The organism is Siphonobacter sp. SORGH_AS_0500 (assembly GCF_002838835.1).
In the GTDB taxonomy this organism is placed as follows: domain Bacteria; phylum Bacteroidota; class Bacteroidia; order Cytophagales; family Spirosomataceae; genus Siphonobacter.
This window is the reverse complement of sequence record NZ_NHPP01000009.1, coordinates 211,602-231,764: the sequence shown is the minus strand read 5'-3', so window position 1 is coordinate 231,764 and position 20,163 is coordinate 211,602. Positions and strand designations below refer to the sequence as shown.

Here is a 20,163-nt window from a genome sequence, read left to right as displayed (position 1 = left end):
CGTGCGGAATTAGTTCAGTTTTGCGTCTTGGAGCCAATCGTTTACTAAAGCTTCCTGAGCATTTTTGTCGGATAATTCACGACGAAGTACTTTCTCAGCAATTTCAACGGCAATTTTAGCTGTTTCATTTTTCAGCTTAGAAACGGCAGCAGCCTGTTCTTCACGGAATGCTTTACGAGCTTTCTCAATTTCAGCTTTGGCTTCCTGAGCGGCTTCGTTTTTAGCAGTCGCGATCATTTTTTCTGCCGTTTGACGAGCTTGTTTGAGGATGGCATCCCGCTCAATCAAAGCATCTGCTTTGGCTCTATCGTTGTCAGCCTTAAGCTGAGCCATTTCATTACGAGTGTTTTTTGCTAATTCGATAGCATCCTCGATTGATTTTTCACGCTCACTCAGACTTGATAAAATAGGTCTCCAGGCGTACTTACCCAGTACAAATACTAACAGCAGAAAGAATACTAACTGCCAGAAAATAAGACCAAGACTTGGGGTAATTAAGTCCATGTTAGTGGGAACTATTTGGGTGTTGGAAATTGAAAACCAGGTTAATACTAACCCTGCGTTTTAATATTCTCTTTCTTGTTTCACTAAGATTGATACCAGGTCTGGTCACCTAATGCAAGCCAGACCTGATACCTAATAACTCTACGTACGTTCGTACTTGAAGCGTAACTTATTTTACGGCAACAAGCAGACAGATTACTGCACCGAACAGAGCAACGGCTTCCACGAAGGCAGCTACGATCAACATCGCACCCTGAACTTTACCAGAAGCTTCTGGCTGACGAGCGATTGCTTCCATAGCCGTACCACCGATACGACCGATACCCAGACCTGCTCCAATAGCAACCAGACCAGCACCGATAGCAGCACCTAAGTAAGCTAATGAAAGTCCACCTTCTTGAGCAGCTTGTAAGAGAATAGTCAACATGACTGTTTGTAATTATAAGAGTGAAACAAAAAATGTATAAAATGCCTCAGGCCAAATCAGCCCTCGGGTACAAATTCAAAGATTAATGATGATCGTCGTGGTGGTGTTCTTCCACGGCAGCTCCGATGTAACTAGCGGTTAACACGGTGAAGATGTAGGCCTGAAGTACGGCTACTAAAAGCTCGATCATCGTCATAAACACGGTGAAAGGACCTACAATCACACTTAAAGCAGCTGACTTGAAAATAAAGATCAAGCTCAGTAAGCTCAACAGGATAATGTGACCTGCCGTAACGTTGGCAAAAAGACGAACCATCAATGAGAAAGGCTTCATCATCATACCCACGATCTCTACGGGAGTCATCACAATAAGCATCCATTTGGGTACACCAGGCATGGCAAAAATGTGCGTCCAGTAGGTTTTGCGACCGTTGAAGTTCACAATGATGAACGTTAAAACGGCGAGGGTCAACGTAACGGCGATGTTACCTGTTACGTTAGCTGCTCCTGGAAGCAGGCCAAGCAGGTTGTTAATCCAGATGAAGAAGAATACCGTCAGCAGGTAAGGAAGGAAGCGGCGGTAATGTTTTTCACCAATATAATTCTTAGCTACTTCGTCACGAATAAAGATGACGAAAGGCTCCATCGCAGACTGAATTCCTTTGGGAGCTTTACCCTGACGTTTCGCGTAACCATTGCGAACGGCAAAGAAAATTGTAATTAAAAGAATGACACTAATGATCAGAGAAGCTACGTTCTTGGTAATGGAAAAATCATAAACGGTAGATCCATCCTCTGATGTGAAATGTTCGTGGTGTAAAGTAAATCCATCATGCTCACCTGACCCGTGATAGAATTCCTTTGAAGAGTATACATGAACCCCCCGGGTTGGCGTATACAGGATCACAGGTAGAGGAATAGCCAGGTGCGATTCGCCAATAGTTGCTAAATGCCACTGGTGTTCATCGGCTACGTGATGAAGAATAGTTTGACCAGGATTAAATTCTTCCGCTTCTCCATGGCTATGGGTGGCTTCCGCATGCCCTTCGTGCTCATGTTGAGCAAAAGTAGCTGGCGAGCTAAAAACGGAAAATACTAGAGTTAGAATACTGATAGCAAGTGCTTTATACGAACGATTGCGGCTCATCACGTCTGGATTTCAGGGCTTTTTCTCCGAAAAGTGCCGCAAGTTACTATACACTCCGGCAATTTCAAAACCTGTGAAAAATAAATAGAGTACAAAAAATTGAATTATGAAGTGCTTGATAGCAAGCGTGCCTAGAAAAAAGTAGACTATCAGGAATACAAAACTCAATACAAGCCGTAAAACCATGCTCGCCATGTAAAAAGTAACGAACTTGTCGCCGTTTTGGGCCATGCCCCTTTCCACCAGCCGATGGTTTAAAAATCCGAGGCCCCCAAAGAAGGCTAACATTTCCCAGCTTTGCGGATGAATCCAAGACTGGAGGCCTAGCACTGGAGCTAGAAAAAATACAATTCCTACGAGAATGATAGGGATAATTAACCGCCACATATCAGCTATTCTTAATAGATCAGGCTGTAAAGGTAGGAACGAAATAAGGACGTAGATGCAGGGGAACCTGCCTGCGTGCTAGGTTTTAGGTAAACTACGGATCAAAGAAATTAGAGCGGCCATAATGAAAAATAACGAACAGCCAATGGTAAACCAAGGTGTTTTGGTTTCCATCCACTCGTCGAGTTTAAGGCCTAAAAACACGCCTACGCCGATGGTAACCAGCATCTGCATAGCAATACCCGTGTAGCGAATGTAGGGATTAGATTGGGGATCCTGGCCTGCCATAGGTGTTAAGGTAAAAAGGTTTTGAATTCATATTTGGTAAGAATTTACGAACTTGGCATAAAAAATAAGCCAGCCCCTACGTTTTAGAATCGATGTAATTATTTCCATGCCAACTCCCTTGTATCGATATTCTTTTATTGCCCTTTTTCTTCTGACTGGTCTGTTTGGCTGCACGCAACACTCAACGGCTCCGGCAAATGTGGCTTTCCATAATGTTACTTCCAAGTATAATGCCTTATTGCAGGCTCGGGAAATAATGGGAGAAGCCGAAAAAACGCTTTTTGCTAATCGTCAGGATAACTATGCCATTCTATTACCTGTGTTAATGCCCATCGATTCGATGGAAACCAAACAGGTAGAAAAAGATTTAGCGGCAATTATTAAAAAGTCTTCTCTGGTAGCCGAGCGTCACCAGAATGCTAAATATTTGCCTGATGCCTACGTGTTGCTGGGGAAAGCCCGCCTGCTTCAGGGAGATTTTAAAAATGCCATCGAAACCTTTAAGTACGTTAATACGAATTATCCCGAGTCGAATGCCCGACCGGATGCTTTGATTGGATTGATGCGAGCCTATACCGAGCAGGATGAATACCGCTCGGCTCTGCGAGTGGCTGAGGTAGTGCGTAATTTACCCTTATCCAAGGAACAAACCCTGACGTATTACTTAACGAAAGCTTACCTGCATGAGCTTAATGGGGAATACGCCATTGCAGCGGCCATTTTGGAAGAAAGCCTTCCGTTAATGAAGAAAAACGAAAAGAAAGCCCGGGTGTATTACGCTCTCGGACAACTTTACGAATTAACGTCTAAGCCCGAAAAAGCTCTCGAGAAATACGCTTCGGTTCAGAGAAGCCGTCCGAACTATGATCTTTCTTTTTATGCCCGCCTGAACGCGTTGCTCAATGAACCCAATACCGATCCCAAAGTAAGCTTTAACAAAATGCTTAAAGATCGTAAGAATGCTGATTTACAAGATCAGATTTACTTCGCTATGGGCTCATTTGAAGAACGCCGGGGTCGCATTCGCGAGGCTTTGCCTTTTTACAAGCAGGCCGCCTCCAGAGCCACAGAGCGACCCGAGCAGCTTTCTGCTATTTATCTGCGAATTGCGGATTTGAGCTATGAGCCTTTGCAGGAATACGAAGCAGCTAAAATGTATTATGACAGTACAATTGCATTGAATCCGCGGAGCCTGCCTAACCTGGCTCAAATCACGGAGAAAAAGAAAGTGCTTGACGCTTTTGTAGAGCATTGGAAAGTCATAAAAACCGAAGATAGTTTACAGCGATTGGCGGCTATGAATCCGACTCAGTTGGATAAATATCTGGAAACGTACGTAAAGCAGAAAAAAGAGAAAGAAGCCCGCGAAAAACAGATCGCCGAAGAAAAAGCTGCCCGGGCTCAGCAGGAACAGATTCTGGCTTCTTCGGGTATGCAGCCGGATAATGTGCAGGCGTCGAATGCCTGGTATTTCTATAATCCAGCTTCGGTACAACGCGGTCGGCAGGAATTTCAGGAAAAGTGGGGGACGCGTACGCTGGAGGATAACTGGCGAAGGGCAACCAAGGAAACGTCTTTAAACCCCGAAGCGGTGGCTGCGGCCCGCAATGCCAACAGTACTCAGTCTGGGTCAGGTAATGTGACGGAGGTAAAGCTTTCTCCGCTGCAACAGGAAGTAGAAACGCTCAAGAAGACGATTCCGTTTGGGCCGGATGCGTTGATAGAATCGAAGAAAAAGCAGGAGTACGCGTATTATGAATTAGGAAAAATTTACCGACTTGGGTTGGGAGAAAACGACAAAGCCATTGCCACGTTTGAAAAATTACTAGCCCTTTTTCCAGCTACGCAATACGAAGCCGAAACCCTGTATTTATCTTATCTGGCTAGCGAAGGGACACCCCGCCAGAATGAATTCAAAAACCGCTTGTTCCAGAAGTTTCCTGAATCCTATTACGTCAGACTCATCAATCGCAGCAGCTTAACGCCCCTGACAGCCGGAGCAGAAGCCGCCGCTCAGAACCTATACGCCCAAGCTTACGAAGCGTATCAGAAGGGAGAATATACCAATGCTCTCACGCAGACCGAGCAGGGATTAAAGCAATATGCCGGCAATGCACTCGAAGATAAATTTGCTCTGTTGAAAACTATGCTGGTAGCTAAAACCGAGAATGCCGAGGCCTATCGAAAAGCTCTGACGGTTTTCATTGATAATTATCCTTCGAGTAACTTGGTTAATATGGCGAAAGAGATGTTAACGGCTGCTAAAGGTAAATAAGATATGTTACAATAGATTACTGGCATCATCTCGACGTTGCTTCGTGATAAGGATTTACCTAAAAGGTATGCTTCTCTATTGATTTTTTAACATTTGTAAAAGGATGGCTTGTTCTGAGAATAGAGTTTTGTTTTTGTAAACAAAACAGTTCTACCTATGAGCGTTATGCCTCCTTATCTTCTGTGCTTACTCTATTTTTTGGCCTATCTTATCGGCTGTCCATTGAACTATTAGACGCTTTAGATTAATCTACTTCTGTTAGCGAAGCGGATAATGGTTTGTTGGTAATCTGAAACATACGAAGAACGGTCTATACCGTATCAATTCAGGATAAGATGAATCTGAGTAAGAAAACAAGCGTTTAACGGCTGGATTATTTACATTTCTCAGGACTATTTAAGTCCTTCTTTAGAGAGCTACTTTGGTTTTATTAGGTAACAATCAGAGGCTTTCAGGGAAGCTCATCATCAAAATAGGGAAGGATTGCGTGCTATTAGCAAGAAAATGATAGTGCCTTATTCAAGGCAGGAATTAGTATTAACTATTGAATCATTTCTGAAATGAAAACTTTACTGTTCGTGCCGCTTCTATGGGGAATAATGGCTGTTGATACGAAACCAATCGCTAGAAACGAAAGAGAAATGGCTGTGTCCTTTGTTAAAGCTATTCACGAAGCAAATTTTAATAAGCAAGAAATTTTAGAAGCTTACTTTAGCAACGGCACTAAAAAAGAAGATGACAGCATTCAAATAAAAAGGAAAGAACTTATAGGAATGGTATTAGAAAGTGTTCATCAAAAGATAGCTCCCAAAGACCTGCGTACGTTTCAATATGTCCCTTACGAAAAATTACCTAAGGAAGAGCAAAACCTATTGCATAAGCAAAAACATAATGAAAGAGTTTTCTGCGTTAAATCAAATAATGAGACGTTGCTAAATCTTTTAATAAAAGACAAAAAGATTCTATCTTTTATAACCATAGATAAAGGCGGTACTAGATTTTGGATAATGTTATGATTATAGGCTAAATGCAGGTTTGAAAAGCTAAATAATAGGGGATAAATATGGAAAATGTAGATTACTTTTTAACGTGGATGCAATTACTATGTGCACTGCTTTGTCAGGTATTTAATTGTTATGGAGAAATGGCCTATTATCCGTTGTGGTATAATGAAACAGGATTTCCTTTATATTACCTGGTGTCGTATTTTTCTAAAAAATGGCCCGAAATTCTTTTGGAAACCTTCTTATATCTGGCAATGATTGGAATCCAAATTTCATTAGTAAAAATAGGAGCTTTAACCAAAAAGAGAGTTATGTGGGCTTTGGGGTTTCCTGTGCTGTATGTTTTATATATGGTAGTTTTTACGAAAAGTTTCGCCTGTTTTACGGCTTTAACTTGGCTAGTTTTAGTAGGCCCTGTAGCCGCGTATGTAGGAATTTTAGCCTTAAGAATTCAGCTACAATATCACAAGCCCTGAAGAAATGAGAGGAATACGCCTAGGCGTATTCCTCATTTAATCTATCATTACATCAGTTTTTTATACTTAATCCGCTTAGGTGTAGCATCCGTACCCAGACGTTTGCGGCGGTTTTCTTCGTATTCACTGAAGTTACCTTCAAACCAGTATACCTGTGAATCCCCTTCAAAAGCCAGAATGTGTGTAGCAATCCGGTCAAGGAACCAGCGGTCGTGGGAAATAATTACGGCACAACCCGCGAAGTTTTCCAGACCTTCTTCCAGTGCCCGGAGCGTGTTAATGTCCAGGTCGTTGGTTGGCTCATCCAACAGGAGCAGGTTAGAACCTTCCTTAAGCATCATGGCCAGGTGAACGCGGTTACGCTCGCCACCGGAAAGATTCGAAATTTTCTTTTCCTGATCCGAACCACTAAAGTTAAAGCGGCTGACGTAAGCCCGGGCATTCACCATTTTTCCACCAATCAGCATGGGGTCATTGCCGCCCGAGATGGTTTCGTAAACGGATTTGTCGGCTTTTAAGCTGTCGTGTAACTGATCTACGTAAGCCAGTTGAACGGTTTCACCCACTTCTACCGACCCTGTATCGGGCTTTTCGTTATTCGTTAATAACTTGAAAAGGGTAGATTTACCCGCACCGTTGGGTCCAATGACGCCAACAATACCAGCCGGAGGTAAAGAAAATGTCAGATTTTCGAAAAGAATCTTATCGCCGTAAGCTTTTGAAACATTTTCTATCTCAATGACCTTACTTCCCAGACGCGGACCCGCCGGGATGAAGATTTCCAACTTCTCTTCCCGCTCTTTTATGTCCTCATTTAACAGACGTTCGTAAGCACCCAGACGGGCTTTGGATTTAGCCTGACGAGCCTTGGGAGCCATGCGTACCCAGTCAAGCTCGCGTTGCAGGGTTTTCTGGCGTTTGGACTCCTGCTTCTCTTCCTGAGCCAAGCGGTTTTGTTTTTGCTCCAGCCAGGACGTGTAATTGCCCTTCCAGGGGATGCCTTCGCCGCGATCCAGCTCCAGAATCCAGCCCGCTACGTTATCCAGGAAGTAACGGTCGTGGGTAACGGCAATGACGGTTCCTTTATAAAGACGTAAGTGTTCTTCCAGCCAGAGTACCGACTCTGCATCCAGGTGGTTGGTTGGCTCATCAAGTAACAGAACGTCAGGCTGTTGGAGTAGCAGACGGCACAGAGCTACCCGGCGACGTTCCCCACCAGAAAGGTTCGCAATTTTAGCATCTTCGGGTGGGCAACGCAGAGCGTCCATGGCCCGTTCCAGACGTGTATCCAGCTCCCAGGCGTCCAGAGCGTCCAGTTTTTCCTGAACTTCTCCCTGACGAGCTAACAGTTTATCAAAATCAGCATCAGGTTCTCCGAAAGCCTCATTGATAGCATCAAATTCTTTGAGTAAGTTTACAACCTCAGCGACGCCTTCTTCTACGACCTCACGAACGGTTTTTTCGGGGTCCAGTTGGGGCTCCTGTTCCAGCATGCCCACGGAGTATCCGGGTGAAAAAACCACGTCACCCTGGTAACTTTTATCAATGCCGGCAATGATTCGCATTAAGGTAGATTTACCAGAACCATTTAACCCTAGAATTCCGATTTTTGCCCCGTAAAAAAGGAAAGAGAAATGTTTTTGATGATCGTTCGGCTGGGTGGAATTACTTTACTCACCCGAGACATCGAAAAGATTATGGTTTCGTTACTCATTTTTTGTTTTATTTGTTGCTTGAATACCAGCACTGGCAAAAGTAGGCGTTCAGAACCATTTGTCCAGTCTCAGCCCTCAAAAACCCATGGAGACCACGATCACACCCAACCGCTACGTCGAAGATACCCACGGTTACACAAAAGAAGGAAAAGTTTATCTCAAAGGCTACAATGGTTACGCAGATCGCGAGATCGGTTATGTGCGTAATACGGAAGAAGAAGCTTTAGAGTACTTTAGAACTCGCTTTCAACTCGCTCAACAGAAGGTTATTCAACTACATCAGGATGTTCAGGAGGCCCAAAACAAGGGTTCTTACTTAACAAAACTGCTGCAACTGAGAAAAAATCTCATTGAGTTTGATGGCCTGGGTGATTTCCCTCCTTTGTTGGCCATGTTGGAAAAGCTGGAAGGCTATCTTCGCGAGCTTATTTCGTCCAATCAGGTAAAGAACCTGGAAATCAAACGAGCCTTGCTGGAGGAAGTTCAGCAGGCCGCTACGGCTATTCCTGACTGGAATGAAGCCACGGATAAAATTCAGGAAATTAAAACGAAATGGCTGAAAACAGGCCCCGTTGACAAAGAATACCTCGATGAGATCGAAGGAGGCTTTGATCGGATTTCTGATGATTTCTTCCAGCGTCGCCGTGAATATTATGCCGAACAGAATCGCATCATCGACGAACGTTTCGATAAACTTGAAGCTATCGTTGCGGAATCCGAAAAACTGATGCGAAGCACGGAGTTTGATGAAGCCTTTGGTCGGGTTCGTCAACTTCAAAATGAATGGAAAACGGTTGGTCCCGTTCCTCCCAAACGTCAAAGCAAATTATGGAAACGCTTTAAGAAGGCCACTACCATTTTCTTTGATCGTTATAACGCTATTAAAGGCATTACGCCCCGTCCTCGCGTAGACCCCCGTCTGGCGGAGTTACAAGCCATTGCCGCAGAAGCAGAAACGCTGACTGCTTCAGTTCATCAGGACGTTATCGCCAGAGCAGCCGATCGGGCCAAAGAGTTACTGGTGAAGTGGAAAGATTTAGCTCCTAAAGTAAAAACGCTGGATCGTAACGTAGCCGAGAAGTTCCGTCTGGCCTGTGATAAAGTGTTTGAGTTAAATTATCTGCGTCGGGTAATTGGGTATCGTTACCCCGATTTTGATGAAAAACCCAAACGCGATCAACTCAAAATCCAGATTTATCAGATGGAATATCTGGTACGTAAGGAAAAAGGTGATCTGGAACAATACCTGGAATTTGACGGTCGGATTCGAGCCTACGTCGCGGCAGATAAAGTTCTCTTCCAAAAAGTAAATACTCAAAAACGGAAAGTGGCCGTGAAAGAAATGTTACTCGTTGAGTTCAAACGTGATCTGGAAACCGTTTTATAAGCTTTTAATTTTTTAGTTTTAGAAGCCAGACTATTCGTAGTCTGGCTTTTTTATTGACCAATAAAAAAGAAAACTAGTAATAAAATATTTCGTAGTATTTTAGGTTATCAATTGAATCAAATACAATCCTTGCCAAAATCAAAATATTGAAATGAAAATTTTTCACCATTTTCTAATTTATTTAACCGTCGTTTTGCTGGCTGCTTCCTGTAAAAAAGATGAGAAAGCAATTACGCCAACGCCAACCCCTACTACTAAAACGGCAGATGTTCGGGACAGTGTGTATTTCCTCTCTCAGGAACTTTACCTGTGGTCGGATAAACTACCTTCTCTAACTAGCTTCAATCCGACGAGTTATGCCACCCCTCAGGATGTAATGAAGAAGGTTCGAACGTACAGTCCGCTTGGTACGAAAGGCACGAATCTGGATCGCTGGAGTTTTGCCATTCTTAAATCCGACTGGGATAATGTTGCCTCAGGAACTGAGGGCGATATCGGTGTAGGGTTTCGATTTGCTGCTGCGAACGACCTGCGTATTGCGTACGTATACGCTAACTCAAGTGCGGGTAAACAGGGCGTACAACGGGGCTGGCAGGTCGTGTCTATCAATAACGTGGCTGCTACTACGGCGAACGTAGACGCCCTGAACACAGAATTAGCTAAGGCTTCGATTTCAGTAGCTTTCAAAAAGCTCGACGGCTCGTCAACGACCTTAAATCTTACCAGTGGGAGTTATCAAACCAATCCGGTATTAACCCGCAGTGTAATTGAGCAGAATGGTAAAAAGATTGGTTACATCGCTTTTAATAGCTTTTTAGGGTCAACAGCTTCCGCCGATCTGGATGAAGCCTTTAGTTATTTAAAAAGCAATCAGGTAACCGAACTCATTTTCGATGAACGTTACAACGGCGGGGGTTACGTAAATCTAGCAGTAAAGATTGCGAACCTCATTGCTCCCAGCACCGCCGCGGGCAAGTTAATGTATAAGGACACGCATAACTCCAAGTACGCAAGCTGGAACAAAACGGTTAATTTTGAAAGTACGCTGCCTGCCTCTAATCTGAATTTGAGCAAGGTAGTTTTTATTACCACGAATAATACGGCATCTGCTAGTGAATTACTAATCAATGCATTAAAGCCTTACATGACGGTAAAGCTGGTAGGAGGAACGACGTACGGAAAACCGGCGGGGTATTATGGTCTTCCCACTATGGATTATTACGCATTCCCACTGGCAGTGAAGCAGGTAAATGCAAACAATTATGGTGATTATTACGATGGCTTGACGGTAGATCGTGAACAGGCCGATGACGTGAGTCATAACTGGGGTGACCCACAGGAAAGGTGCATCAAAGACGCGGTAACGTACTTAACCACGGGACAATTCCCGACTTCAAGTGGTCGGATTGCCAATTTTGATAGGTATAACGAACGCCTGCAAACCGAGCTTAATCTACCGGGCGTCTTGTTGACTTTACCTAAAAAGTCATTATAAGTAATTCCACAAAAAAACCTCCAGACAGCGTCCGGAGGTTTTTTCTTTCACCTTAATGATTAAATGGGGGAAATGTCTATTAAAACTTATAACCTACCGAAAGCTGTACCGTTGAGTTACGAACCTGCAAAAGGTTATTCAGAGAAAATCGATCAAGTAAGGTAAAGTCTTTGTTGACGTTATTTAAACCGTAATTATAACGCCCTCCAATGACAAAATCGCCAGCTTCAAATTCAAGCCCTGCTACCGCATCTACGCCCACTTTCTGAAAAGCATTGTTATAATTAAAGGCAAACCAGTTATTAAGTCCGATACGGGCATTGGCCAGATAACTTACCTGCGGTCCTACCACCAGCGACACGTTAGGTGTCATGTGAATTTTAGCTAACAAAGGGACACTAATGGTATTTAGTGACACATTGCCGAATCCATTAATTAGGCGAAAGCCTGACGGGAATACAGAAGTTCGGGCTGAAAACTGACCTTTTCGCTAATGGGCACTTCCACGAATAACCCCGCATGAAAATCAGTCCGTCCACTGATGAGGTTACCCGGGCGGGGCGACACAATGACGTTTGCTAGGTTAACCCCTGCTTTGAGTCCAAAGCGAACTTCACTTGGGTCCGTGCTGGAATAATACTGCTTACTGGGATGGTAACGATTGGCCTGAGCCTGGGCAAAAATGATAGAGAAAACAAAGGCTGAAGTGAAGAGTAATTTTTTCATGGCTTATAGGGAAATACCCGCTTGAATCGATGACAATGTTCTGTTTGGTGATTCAAAAGTGCTTTAGTTTTGAATATTTAAAGAATTTGTTGAGTTAAAGAGTGTTAAGGATTTTCTGAAAAAAAGTTAAAAATCCAACTGTTAATTGATAATGAGGCGGATAGAAAGGGGTAAAATATCCTGTGAAAGGGTGAAAAAAGAAAAGGTCTGAATCGATACCGATCCAGACCCTTTAACCGAGCACACTAGCGTACTTACATCACTCGAATATCTTCGCGTTCCTTGAATTTCTCGTATACCTGACGAATGCCCTCGGGGAGTTCAATTTTATGTTTCCAGCCCAAGCCATGAAGTCTACTTACGTCCATGAGTTTGCGGGGGGTACCATCGGGTTTGGAAGTATTCCAGACGAGTTCACCTTCGTAGCCTACGGTTTCTTTGACCAGTTCAGCTAACGCTTTGATGGACAAATCAACGCCCGTTCCGACGTTTACAAATTCTTCACCATCGTATTCCTGCATTAAGAAATAACAAGCTTCGGCTAAATCGTCTGCGTGCAAAAATTCCCGCAGGGGAGAACCTGTCCCCCAAACTTCAACGCTTGGCGAACCATTGGCTTTAGCTTCGTGAAATTTGCGAATCAGAGCTGGCAATACGTGCGAATTCTGAAGGTCGTAATTATCATTAGGCCCGTAGAGATTCGTAGGCATCACCGAGATAAAATTTTTCCCGTACTGACGACGATACGATTCACACATTTTAATACCCGCGATCTTCGCAATGGCGTAAGGCTCGTTGGTAGATTCAAGAAAACCCGTTAATAAGTACTCCTCCTTTAAGGGCTGGGGAGCGAGCTTGGGATAGATGCAGGAAGAACCCAGAAACATCAGCTTTTTTACGTCCGTTAGGTGAGCCGAGTGAATAACGTTATTCTGTATCATGAGATTCTCATACAGAAAATCAGCCCGGTACGTGTTATTGGCTACGATGCCTCCTACTTTTGCTGCTGCCAGAAAAACATAATCGGGACGTTCTTCTTCAAAAAAGGCCTGAACCTCTGCCTGATCGCGTAGATCCAGTTCCTTTGAGCTTCGTAAAGCAAAATTAGTAAATCCTTCCTGTTGTAGTTTTCGATGAATAGCGGAGCCTACCATGCCCCGATGCCCGGCAATATAAATTTTAGCGTTTTTTTCCACGATTTTTGAACGATTATATGAGATAGGTGGGTTTAAATGTGAATAGGTTTACCTTAGAATAAAATAACTCTTCGCAATTTTGCACTTAGAATAAGAGACTTCGGAAAATAATTAGCATTTTTTTACCGTTCCACCCGCGAGTACTTACCAGAAGCAATCCATGAACAAATCTTTTCTCAGTGTATTGGGAGGATTTATCCTGCTGATTTGTGCCCAACAAACGCAGGCTCAAACAGATTCCTTATTAACTACATCCAAGGCTCCTCTCATTAACAAGAGCGGCCAGAAAACAGTACTGGATGAGCTCAATGAGAAAAAAAATAAAATAAAGGAAGCCTTTAGTAGTAAAGAAAATCTAAAAAAAGCGGCGTTGAGCGGTGTTTCTGCTGGTGCTGGTCTTTCTTCTCCGCTGGGAGACTTAAACACCGATGGCTTACCTTCTGATTTGGGTCTGAAAGTCCTTAAATCTCGCAAGAAGAACAAAAAGACCGTTAATAAGTTTTCGCGGAATGAATACGAAGGTATTGCGGTGACTAGAATAGCCAATCGCTTAGGCTCGGGCGATAAAGTGACGGTTGAAGAGTTTTATGTATTAAAAGCCTATCAGGCCCCCAGTGTGTATGTGCGGGATATTCACTGGTTTGATTACCGGGCCCATCGCATTTTGGTCACACCCATTAAGGATAAAGATTACGCTCAGATTCTTCACGGCCCTTATCGCAGATTCAAAGGTGAACATCTGGAGGAAGAAGGATATTACTATATGGGGACCAAACACGGTCGCTGGGAAAAGTATGGTCGGGATGTGGACGGAGACGAAGGCTTAATGGATAAGCAGAGTTACGATAAGGGATTTCCGGCTGAATCAGAGATTACGTATTACGACGTAGCGAAAACCAAAATCAAAGAAGTAATTCCCCGCATGCATGGTCATTATACGGGTCTATACCGTTCTTTTTACGAAGGGGGGCAGTTGAAGGAAGAGGGCAACATGGATGATTCGGTTCGGGTGAAACTCTGGCGGGAATACCATCAGTTTGGCAGTGGTAGTCGTACCAAACGGGATATTCAGTATGGAGCGGATAAATACGAAGCCGTAGAAGGAGTGGTATTGCGGGAGTACGACAATCGTGGTAAGCTTATTTACGAGAACAAGAACAAAGGAAAAAAAGAAGAAGAGCAGACTACCGAGCGTTTTTAAAGAATCAATGCCTGAGTAAGGGCAGGGTAATAAGCTTAAGTTTTAGGTTTTTAACGGAAAATATTCACGAAAGTGGGCCCTTCTGTAAAAAATGATTTTTATACCGTTGTAAAAATCAGCAGATTGGCCTAACTTTGCGAGCCTTTTTGACAGAGATGACTAATTCGAAGGAAATCCGAAAGTATGATGTCGATATTCTTCAGTTGGAGAATAAACATTATGACTTTGAGTTTGAGGGAGGAGAAGAGTTTTTTAAAGCTCTGGAGCAGGATTTAATTGATAAAGGAGAGTTTAAGGCGAAAGTAGGGCTGGATAAGTCCTCTACCATGCTTCAGCTGAGCTTCGATATTCAGGGTTCCTACGAGCTGGTATGCGATCGTAGTCTGGATTCATTTCAGGAGCCTTTTCATACGAAAGAGAAGCAGATTCTCAAGTTTGGAGATAAAGCTGAACAGATTTCTGATGAAATTGAACTCATCCCCTGGGATACGGCAACCATTAATGTAGCCCGGTATTTATTCGATTTTATCGGATTAACCGTTCCCATGAAGAAACTTCATCCCCGTTTTCGTACGGAATCCAGTGAAGACGAGGAGGATGAAACCAATGAAACTTTGATTTATACGTCTATTCCGGCGGATGAAGAGAAGGAACCCGAAGTAGACCCTCGCTGGGAAGCTTTGAAAAAACTGAAAAATGGATCGAAGTAATCCAGCTTCAGTACGAGAGAAAGAGTATTCAAAATTGATCACATAGATAACAACGGCCCGACGCTACTGGCGAAAGGCTCATAATTGAGAACAAAATGGCACACCCTAAACGCCGTCACTCCAGCACCCGCCGTGACAAACGCCGGACACACGATAACCTGACCCCTATGCAATTAGCAACTGATTCTGCTACGGGCGAAGTTCACCTTTACCACCGTGCACACGTACACGAAGGAAATCTGTACTACCGTGGTAAAGTAGTAGTAGAAAACTACAAAGCAAACGCCTAGTTTATAGCGTTTAAAATGGTTAATTGTTGGTTAACTAATTATGAATTCGTAATTAAAAGCGAGTTCTAATTAGGAACAATCAGCAATTAACCATTTATTTTTTTGGCGAAACGCTTATTTTTGCCCGCCACCAAATATTGGTTACCTGGATGAAGATTGCAGTAGACGCTATGGGGGGCGACTTTGCCCCAAAAGCAGTTGTTGAGGGAGCCTTACTGGCTGCACCGGAACTACCCGAATCGGTTCGGATCGTACTTATCGGTGATCAGGCGGCTATCCAGGATATTCTGGGTGATCGCACTCTTCCTGCTTCGATTGAAATTGTACACACCACTGAGGTGATCTCCATGGGAGAACATCCTACGAAAGCTTTGTCTCAAAAGCCCAATTCCAGCATTAGCGTAGGATTCAAGCTTTTGAAAGAACGCGTAGTGGATGCTTTCTGCTCGGCTGGAAATACGGGAGCAATGCACGTAGGTGCTTTATTTAGCGTCAAAGCAGTAGAAGGGCTGGTTCGTCCGGCTATTGTGGGTTTTGCTCCGCAGGTTTCTGGAAAAATGGCCGTGTTACTCGACATTGGTGCCAATGCCGACTGTAAGCCCGAAACACTTGAACAATTTGGTGAAATTGGTTCTTTATATGCCCAATATACGCATGGAGTAGAAAACCCTCGCGTAGCTCTGGTTAACATTGGCGAAGAAGAACAGAAAGGATCCCTTGTTGCTCAGGCGGCCTATCAGTTAATGAAGGCGAATAAGAAGTATAACTTCATTGGAAATATCGAAGGAAAAGACCTTTTCACTGATAAAGCAGACGTGATTGTTTGCGACGGATTTACAGGTAACGTAATTCTGAAAATGGGTGAATCGATTTACGATATTTTGAGTAGCCGGAAAGTGGATGACGCTTTTGTTAACCACATGAATTATGAATCAGCCGGCGGAAGTCCCATTTTAGGGGTCAATGGTAATGTGATTATTGCTCACGGGATTTCATCTCCTTTAGCAATTAAAAATATGATTCATTTGGCAAAGCGACAGATTGAATCAGAAGTCTCTACTAAGATTAAGCAAGCGTTAAGTTAGCCAGAAGGCATGGGTCGCGTCTGTAAGCGTATGACTCATGCTTTTTTGCTTTATAAGATCCTATGAAAATCACTGCAGCGATCACGGGCGTTCAGGGTTACGTGCCTGATTACGTACTGACGAACGAAGAGCTTTCTACCTTGGTTGATACCTCGGACGAATGGATTACCAGCCGTACCGGAATCAAAGAACGCCGAATTCTTAAGGGCGAAGGGCAGGGAACTTCCGTAATGGCCATTGAAGCAGTGAAAGGCTTGCTGGCAAAAACTCAGACCAGTCCCGAAGAAGTCGATTTACTGCTTTGTGCTACCGTTACGCCGGATTACGTATTTCCATCAACAGCCAATCTCATTGCTGCCGGCAGTGGATTGGGGAATATTCCCAGCTTCGATTTAGGAGCGGCCTGTTCCGGTTTTTTGTACGCACTAACGGTCGGTTCTCAGTTTATTGAAACGGGGAAATATCGCAAAGTTATTGTAGTCGGAGCCGATAAAATGTCCTCCATCGTTGATTACACGGATCGGACTACCTGCGTTCTTTTCGGAGACGGAGCCGGAGCTGTATTACTCGAACCGAGCACCTCTGGAAATGGAATTATTGATTCTCAGGTTTATTCGGATGGGAGTGGCGTTTCGCACTTGTTTCAAAAAGCAGGGGGAAGTAAATATCCTCCCACGCTGGAAACGGTTCAGAATCGTGAGCACTTCGCACGTCAGGAAGGACAGGCTGTCTTTAAATTTGCGGTCGTCCGCATGGCTGAAGTTGCGGCTGAAATCATGGAGCGAAACAACCTGACGGGTAATGACGTAGCCTGGCTGGTACCGCATCAGGCCAACAAGCGGATCATTGATGCCACTGCTCAGCGAATGGGTATTGGACCAGAAAAGGTCATGCTTAACATTCATCGCTACGGCAACACCACAGCAGCGACTATCCCGCTGTGTTTATGGGATTACGAAAGTCAATTGAAACCCGGAGATAATCTGGTTCTGGCTGCCTTTGGGGGCGGATTTACCTGGGGCTCGGTCTATCTCAAATGGGGTAAATAATACCAAATGAATTCAGGATACGATTGAAGGTACTGAATTCATTTTCTGATGTTTAAACAAACTGTTCATGCATTTTAAACGTAGGAACAGAATAAATGCCTTATCAACTGGATCGGGTATTTCACGATTATAACTGATAACTATTTTCATGGCAACGACCGCAGACATTAAGAACGGCCTGGTCATTAATTACAATAACGACCTGTTCCAAATTGTTGAATTCTTACACGTAAAGCCAGGTAAAGGGCCTGCTTTCGTACGTACGAAGCTTCGCAACTTAACCACAGGCCGGGTTATTGATAACACGTTTAACTCAGGCGTAGCCATTTATCCGGTTCGGGTAGAACGCCGTACGTTCCAGTTCCTGTATAAAGATGAAGTAGGATTCAACTTTATGGATACGGAAACATTCGATCAGATTACGCTGGATGATAAAATCGTACAGGGTGCTGATTTGATGAAAGAAGGACAAAGCGTGGAGGTTCTGATTAACACGGAAAATGAGGCTCCTCTGACGATGGAAATGCCTCCTTTCGTAGAACTGGAAGTAACTTACGCCGAACCTGGTATTCGCGGGGATACGGCTAACTCCCCTAAGAAACCCGTTGAAGTAGAAACCGGAGCAAAAATCATGGTTCCTTTATTCATCGAGCAGGGTGAAAAAATCAAAATTGATACCCGTACTTACGATTACGTAGAACGCGTCAAGTAACAGTTGTTTAATCATCAAAAGTGCTTGATGATTGAGGTATTACCATTCAGCTGAATTCTATTTAACGATTAAAAAGTTCTTCAAAAACACCCGAAATGGAAACTAAAGACATACAGCACCTGCTCGATTTTATCGCTCAGTCTAACCTCGATGAAGTAAACATCGAAACCAATGAGCTGAAAATCAGTGTGAAACGGTACGGTTCAGTTGCCCCCGTGGCAGCACCCGTTCATGTAGTAGCTGCGGCCCCCGTGGCAGCTCCTGCACCCGTAGCCGCTGCTCCAGCTGCCGCCGCCCCCGTAGCTGCCGAAGCTCCTGCTTCTAACCTGATTACCGTTAAATCTCCAATGATCGGAACATTCTACCGTTCAGGTAGCCCTGATGCTCCTTCATTTGTAGAAGTAGGTACTGAAATCAAACCTGGAAAAGTAGTATGTATCATTGAAGCCATGAAGCTTTTCAACGAAATCGAATCTGAGGTATCAGGTCGTATCGTGAAAGTACTGGTTGAAAACGCTACACCGGTAGAATTTGATCAGCCTTTATTCTTAGTTGAGCCAGTTTAGGTAATAGCCGGGTTTAACCCCATTTGTACGTTAATAACCTGATTATTAATCTAAGCATTCTCTTAACTGTATGTTTAAAAAGATATTAGTTGCCAACCGTGGTGAGATTGCCCTTCGTATTATCCGCACTTGTCGGGAAATGGGAATCAAAACGGTGGCGGTGTATTCGACGGCTGATCGTGAGAGTCTGCACGTTCGTTTTGCGGATGAGGCTGTGTGTATCGGTCCTCCAGCGAGCCGTCAGTCGTATCTGAACATTCCTAATTTGATCTCCGCAGCGGAAGTAACGGGAGCAGATGCCATTCACCCCGGTTACGGCTTTTTATCGGAAAATGCTGAGTTTTCTCAGATTTGCCGTGAATACGGAATCAAATTCATCGGAGCTACCCCCGAACAGATCAACTCCATGGGAGATAAGGCTACGGCCAAAGCTACCATGAAGGCTGCGGGTGTTCCCGTTATTCCCGGTTCTGATGGCTTATTGGAATCGCTGGAACAAGGAATTGAATTAGCTCGTGATATTTACCCAGTAATCATCAAAGCTACTGCCGGTGGTGGTGGTCGCGGGATGCGGGTAATTCGCGAAGAAGCAGAATTTGAAAAAGCCTGGAACGATGCTCGTACGGAATCACTGGCGGCTTTCGGTAATGATGGAATGTACATGGAGAAATTCGTGGAAGATCCCCGTCACATCGAAATCCAGATCGTTGGTGATCAGTTTGGAAAAGTATGTCACCTCTCGGAGCGTGATTGTTCCATCCAGCGTCGTCACCAGAAACTGGTAGAAGAAACGCCTTCTCCTGTGATTACGCCTGAACTTCGGGCTCAAATGGGTGAAGCTGCCATCAAAGGAGCTGCTGCCATTGGTTACGAAGGTGCAGGTACAATTGAATTCCTGCTAGATAAGCACGGCAAGTTCTATTTCATGGAAATGAATACGCGTATCCAGGTAGAACACCCAATTACGGAGCAAGTAACGAATTTTGATTTGATTAAAGAACAGATCAAAGTTGCTGCGGGTGTACCTATTTCGGGCCAGAACTATACGCCTCAGTTATATTCCATGGAATGCCGGATTAACGCGGAAGATTCAGGAAATGGATTCCGTCCTTCGCCCGGTAAAATCACGACGCTGCATATTCCCGGTGGGATTGGCGTACGCGTTGACAGCCACGTGTACACGGGTTACACCATTCCTCCGAACTATGACTCCATGATCGCCAAGCTGATCGTGACGGGCCAGAGCCGCGAAGAGGTAATTACCCGCATGAAACGTGCCTTGTCTGAATTCGTGATCGAAGGTGTGAAGACGACGATTCCATTCCACCTTCGTTTGATGGATGATGCAGGTTTCCAATCTGGAAACTTTACGACTCAGTACCTGAATGATTTTGATTTCAGCGGATTATAAGTCGATACAACAGTATTACCTGTGAGTGAAAGGCCGGAATTTTCCGGCCTTTTTTCTTTTGGAAGAATGAATACACAAATCTGACGCATTCAGAAGCTTTTTTGTCCTGTTT

At 44.1% G+C, this 20,163-nt stretch carries 20 protein-coding genes and 1 pseudogene; 13 read left to right on the top strand and 8 right to left on the bottom strand.

The features are described from left to right. Positions 1–9: 9 nt before the first annotated feature. The 4 genes from atpF to BWI96_RS13010 form a co-directional block, all read right to left on the bottom strand. Positions 10–504 carry a F0F1 ATP synthase subunit B gene (atpF, locus tag BWI96_RS13030; RefSeq protein ID WP_106637058.1) on the bottom strand — a complete coding sequence of 165 codons (495 nt, stop codon included), beginning with the start codon at positions 502–504 and terminating at the stop codon, positions 10–12. Between the two features lie 169 nt (positions 505–673). Then, a complete protein-coding gene (atpE, locus tag BWI96_RS13025) occupies positions 674–931 on the bottom strand; it encodes an ATP synthase F0 subunit C (RefSeq protein WP_106637057.1) in 258 nt (85 codons plus the stop codon). Between the two features lie 82 nt (positions 932–1,013). Beyond that, entirely contained in the window at positions 1,014–2,078 is a 1,065-nt protein-coding gene (atpB, locus tag BWI96_RS13020; RefSeq protein ID WP_106637056.1) for a F0F1 ATP synthase subunit A, read from the bottom strand. Positions 2,079–2,543: 465 nt separating this feature from the next. Beyond that, entirely contained in the window at positions 2,544–2,753 is a 210-nt protein-coding gene (locus BWI96_RS13010; protein WP_106637054.1) for an AtpZ/AtpI family protein, read from the bottom strand. Between the two features lie 106 nt (positions 2,754–2,859). Here BWI96_RS13010 and BWI96_RS13005 point away from each other — a divergent pair, with 106 nt between their 5' ends. The 3 genes from BWI96_RS13005 to BWI96_RS12995 all read left to right on the top strand — a co-directional run bounded on the left by BWI96_RS13005 (position 2,860) and on the right by BWI96_RS12995 (position 6,508). Beyond that, positions 2,860–5,028 (top strand): tetratricopeptide repeat protein, encoded by a 2,169-nt coding sequence (locus tag BWI96_RS13005; protein WP_106637053.1) that lies wholly within the window; start codon positions 2,860–2,862, stop codon positions 5,026–5,028. A gap of 560 nt (positions 5,029–5,588) precedes the next feature. Further along, positions 5,589–6,044 (top strand): hypothetical protein, encoded by a 456-nt coding sequence (locus BWI96_RS13000; RefSeq protein WP_106637052.1) that lies wholly within the window; start codon positions 5,589–5,591, stop codon positions 6,042–6,044. 47 nt (positions 6,045–6,091) lie between these two features. After that, complete coding sequence (locus tag BWI96_RS12995) at positions 6,092–6,508, top strand: hypothetical protein (protein WP_106637051.1); 417 nt, start codon at positions 6,092–6,094, stop codon at positions 6,506–6,508. A gap of 47 nt (positions 6,509–6,555) precedes the next feature. Here BWI96_RS12995 and ettA read toward each other — a convergent pair. After that, positions 6,556–8,222: pseudogene (ettA, locus tag BWI96_RS12990) on the bottom strand (energy-dependent translational throttle protein EttA). An 86-nt stretch (positions 8,223–8,308) separates the two neighbouring features. Here ettA and BWI96_RS12985 point away from each other — a divergent pair. Further along, the gene (locus tag BWI96_RS12985) at positions 8,309–9,610 is read left to right on the top strand and encodes a DUF349 domain-containing protein (RefSeq protein WP_106637050.1); all 1,302 of its coding nucleotides are present in this window, start codon (positions 8,309–8,311) and stop codon (positions 9,608–9,610) included. 151 nt (positions 9,611–9,761) lie between these two features. Continuing rightward, the gene (locus tag BWI96_RS12980) at positions 9,762–11,105 is read left to right on the top strand and encodes a S41 family peptidase (protein WP_106637049.1); all 1,344 of its coding nucleotides are present in this window, start codon (positions 9,762–9,764) and stop codon (positions 11,103–11,105) included. A gap of 79 nt (positions 11,106–11,184) precedes the next feature. Here BWI96_RS12980 and BWI96_RS22915 read toward each other — a convergent pair whose 3' ends face one another. The 3 genes from BWI96_RS22915 to BWI96_RS12965 all read right to left on the bottom strand — a co-directional run bounded on the left by BWI96_RS22915 (position 11,185) and on the right by BWI96_RS12965 (position 13,027). Then, positions 11,185–11,523 carry an outer membrane beta-barrel protein gene (locus BWI96_RS22915; RefSeq protein ID WP_157830359.1) on the bottom strand — a complete coding sequence of 113 codons (339 nt, stop codon included), beginning with the start codon at positions 11,521–11,523 and terminating at the stop codon, positions 11,185–11,187. 17 nt (positions 11,524–11,540) lie between these two features. After that, positions 11,541–11,831: an outer membrane beta-barrel protein gene (locus BWI96_RS22910; protein WP_106637047.1), complete on the bottom strand. Its 291-nt coding sequence runs from the start codon at positions 11,829–11,831 to the stop codon at positions 11,541–11,543. Between the two features lie 254 nt (positions 11,832–12,085). Next, positions 12,086–13,027, bottom strand: a complete 942-nt coding sequence (locus tag BWI96_RS12965) for a GDP-L-fucose synthase (protein ID WP_106637046.1) — start codon at positions 13,025–13,027, stop codon at positions 12,086–12,088. A 160-nt stretch (positions 13,028–13,187) separates the two neighbouring features. Between BWI96_RS12965 and BWI96_RS12960 the strand changes: the two genes are divergently transcribed. The 8 genes from BWI96_RS12960 to accC all read left to right on the top strand — a co-directional run bounded on the left by BWI96_RS12960 (position 13,188) and on the right by accC (position 20,051). Further along, positions 13,188–14,228 carry a toxin-antitoxin system YwqK family antitoxin gene (locus tag BWI96_RS12960; protein ID WP_106637045.1) on the top strand — a complete coding sequence of 347 codons (1,041 nt, stop codon included), beginning with the start codon at positions 13,188–13,190 and terminating at the stop codon, positions 14,226–14,228. 155 nt (positions 14,229–14,383) lie between these two features. Next, on the top strand, positions 14,384–14,938 hold the full coding sequence (locus BWI96_RS12955) for a DUF177 domain-containing protein (RefSeq protein ID WP_106637044.1): 555 nt from the start codon (positions 14,384–14,386) through the stop codon (positions 14,936–14,938). Between the two features lie 95 nt (positions 14,939–15,033). Beyond that, positions 15,034–15,228, top strand: a complete 195-nt coding sequence (gene rpmF / locus BWI96_RS12950) for a 50S ribosomal protein L32 (protein ID WP_106637043.1) — start codon at positions 15,034–15,036, stop codon at positions 15,226–15,228. A 149-nt stretch (positions 15,229–15,377) separates the two neighbouring features. Beyond that, entirely contained in the window at positions 15,378–16,313 is a 936-nt protein-coding gene (gene plsX, locus BWI96_RS12945; protein ID WP_106637098.1) for a phosphate acyltransferase PlsX, read from the top strand. Between the two features lie 62 nt (positions 16,314–16,375). Beyond that, positions 16,376–17,362 carry a beta-ketoacyl-ACP synthase III gene (locus BWI96_RS12940; protein ID WP_106637042.1) on the top strand — a complete coding sequence of 329 codons (987 nt, stop codon included), beginning with the start codon at positions 16,376–16,378 and terminating at the stop codon, positions 17,360–17,362. A gap of 148 nt (positions 17,363–17,510) precedes the next feature. Next, the gene (gene efp / locus BWI96_RS12935) at positions 17,511–18,074 is read left to right on the top strand and encodes an elongation factor P (RefSeq protein ID WP_106637041.1); all 564 of its coding nucleotides are present in this window, start codon (positions 17,511–17,513) and stop codon (positions 18,072–18,074) included. Between the two features lie 95 nt (positions 18,075–18,169). Continuing rightward, complete coding sequence (gene accB, locus BWI96_RS12930) at positions 18,170–18,640, top strand: acetyl-CoA carboxylase biotin carboxyl carrier protein (RefSeq protein WP_106637040.1); 471 nt, start codon at positions 18,170–18,172, stop codon at positions 18,638–18,640. A 70-nt stretch (positions 18,641–18,710) separates the two neighbouring features. Next, positions 18,711–20,051: an acetyl-CoA carboxylase biotin carboxylase subunit gene (gene accC, locus BWI96_RS12925; RefSeq protein ID WP_106637039.1), complete on the top strand. Its 1,341-nt coding sequence runs from the start codon at positions 18,711–18,713 to the stop codon at positions 20,049–20,051. The last annotated feature ends 112 nt before the right edge of the window (positions 20,052–20,163 follow it).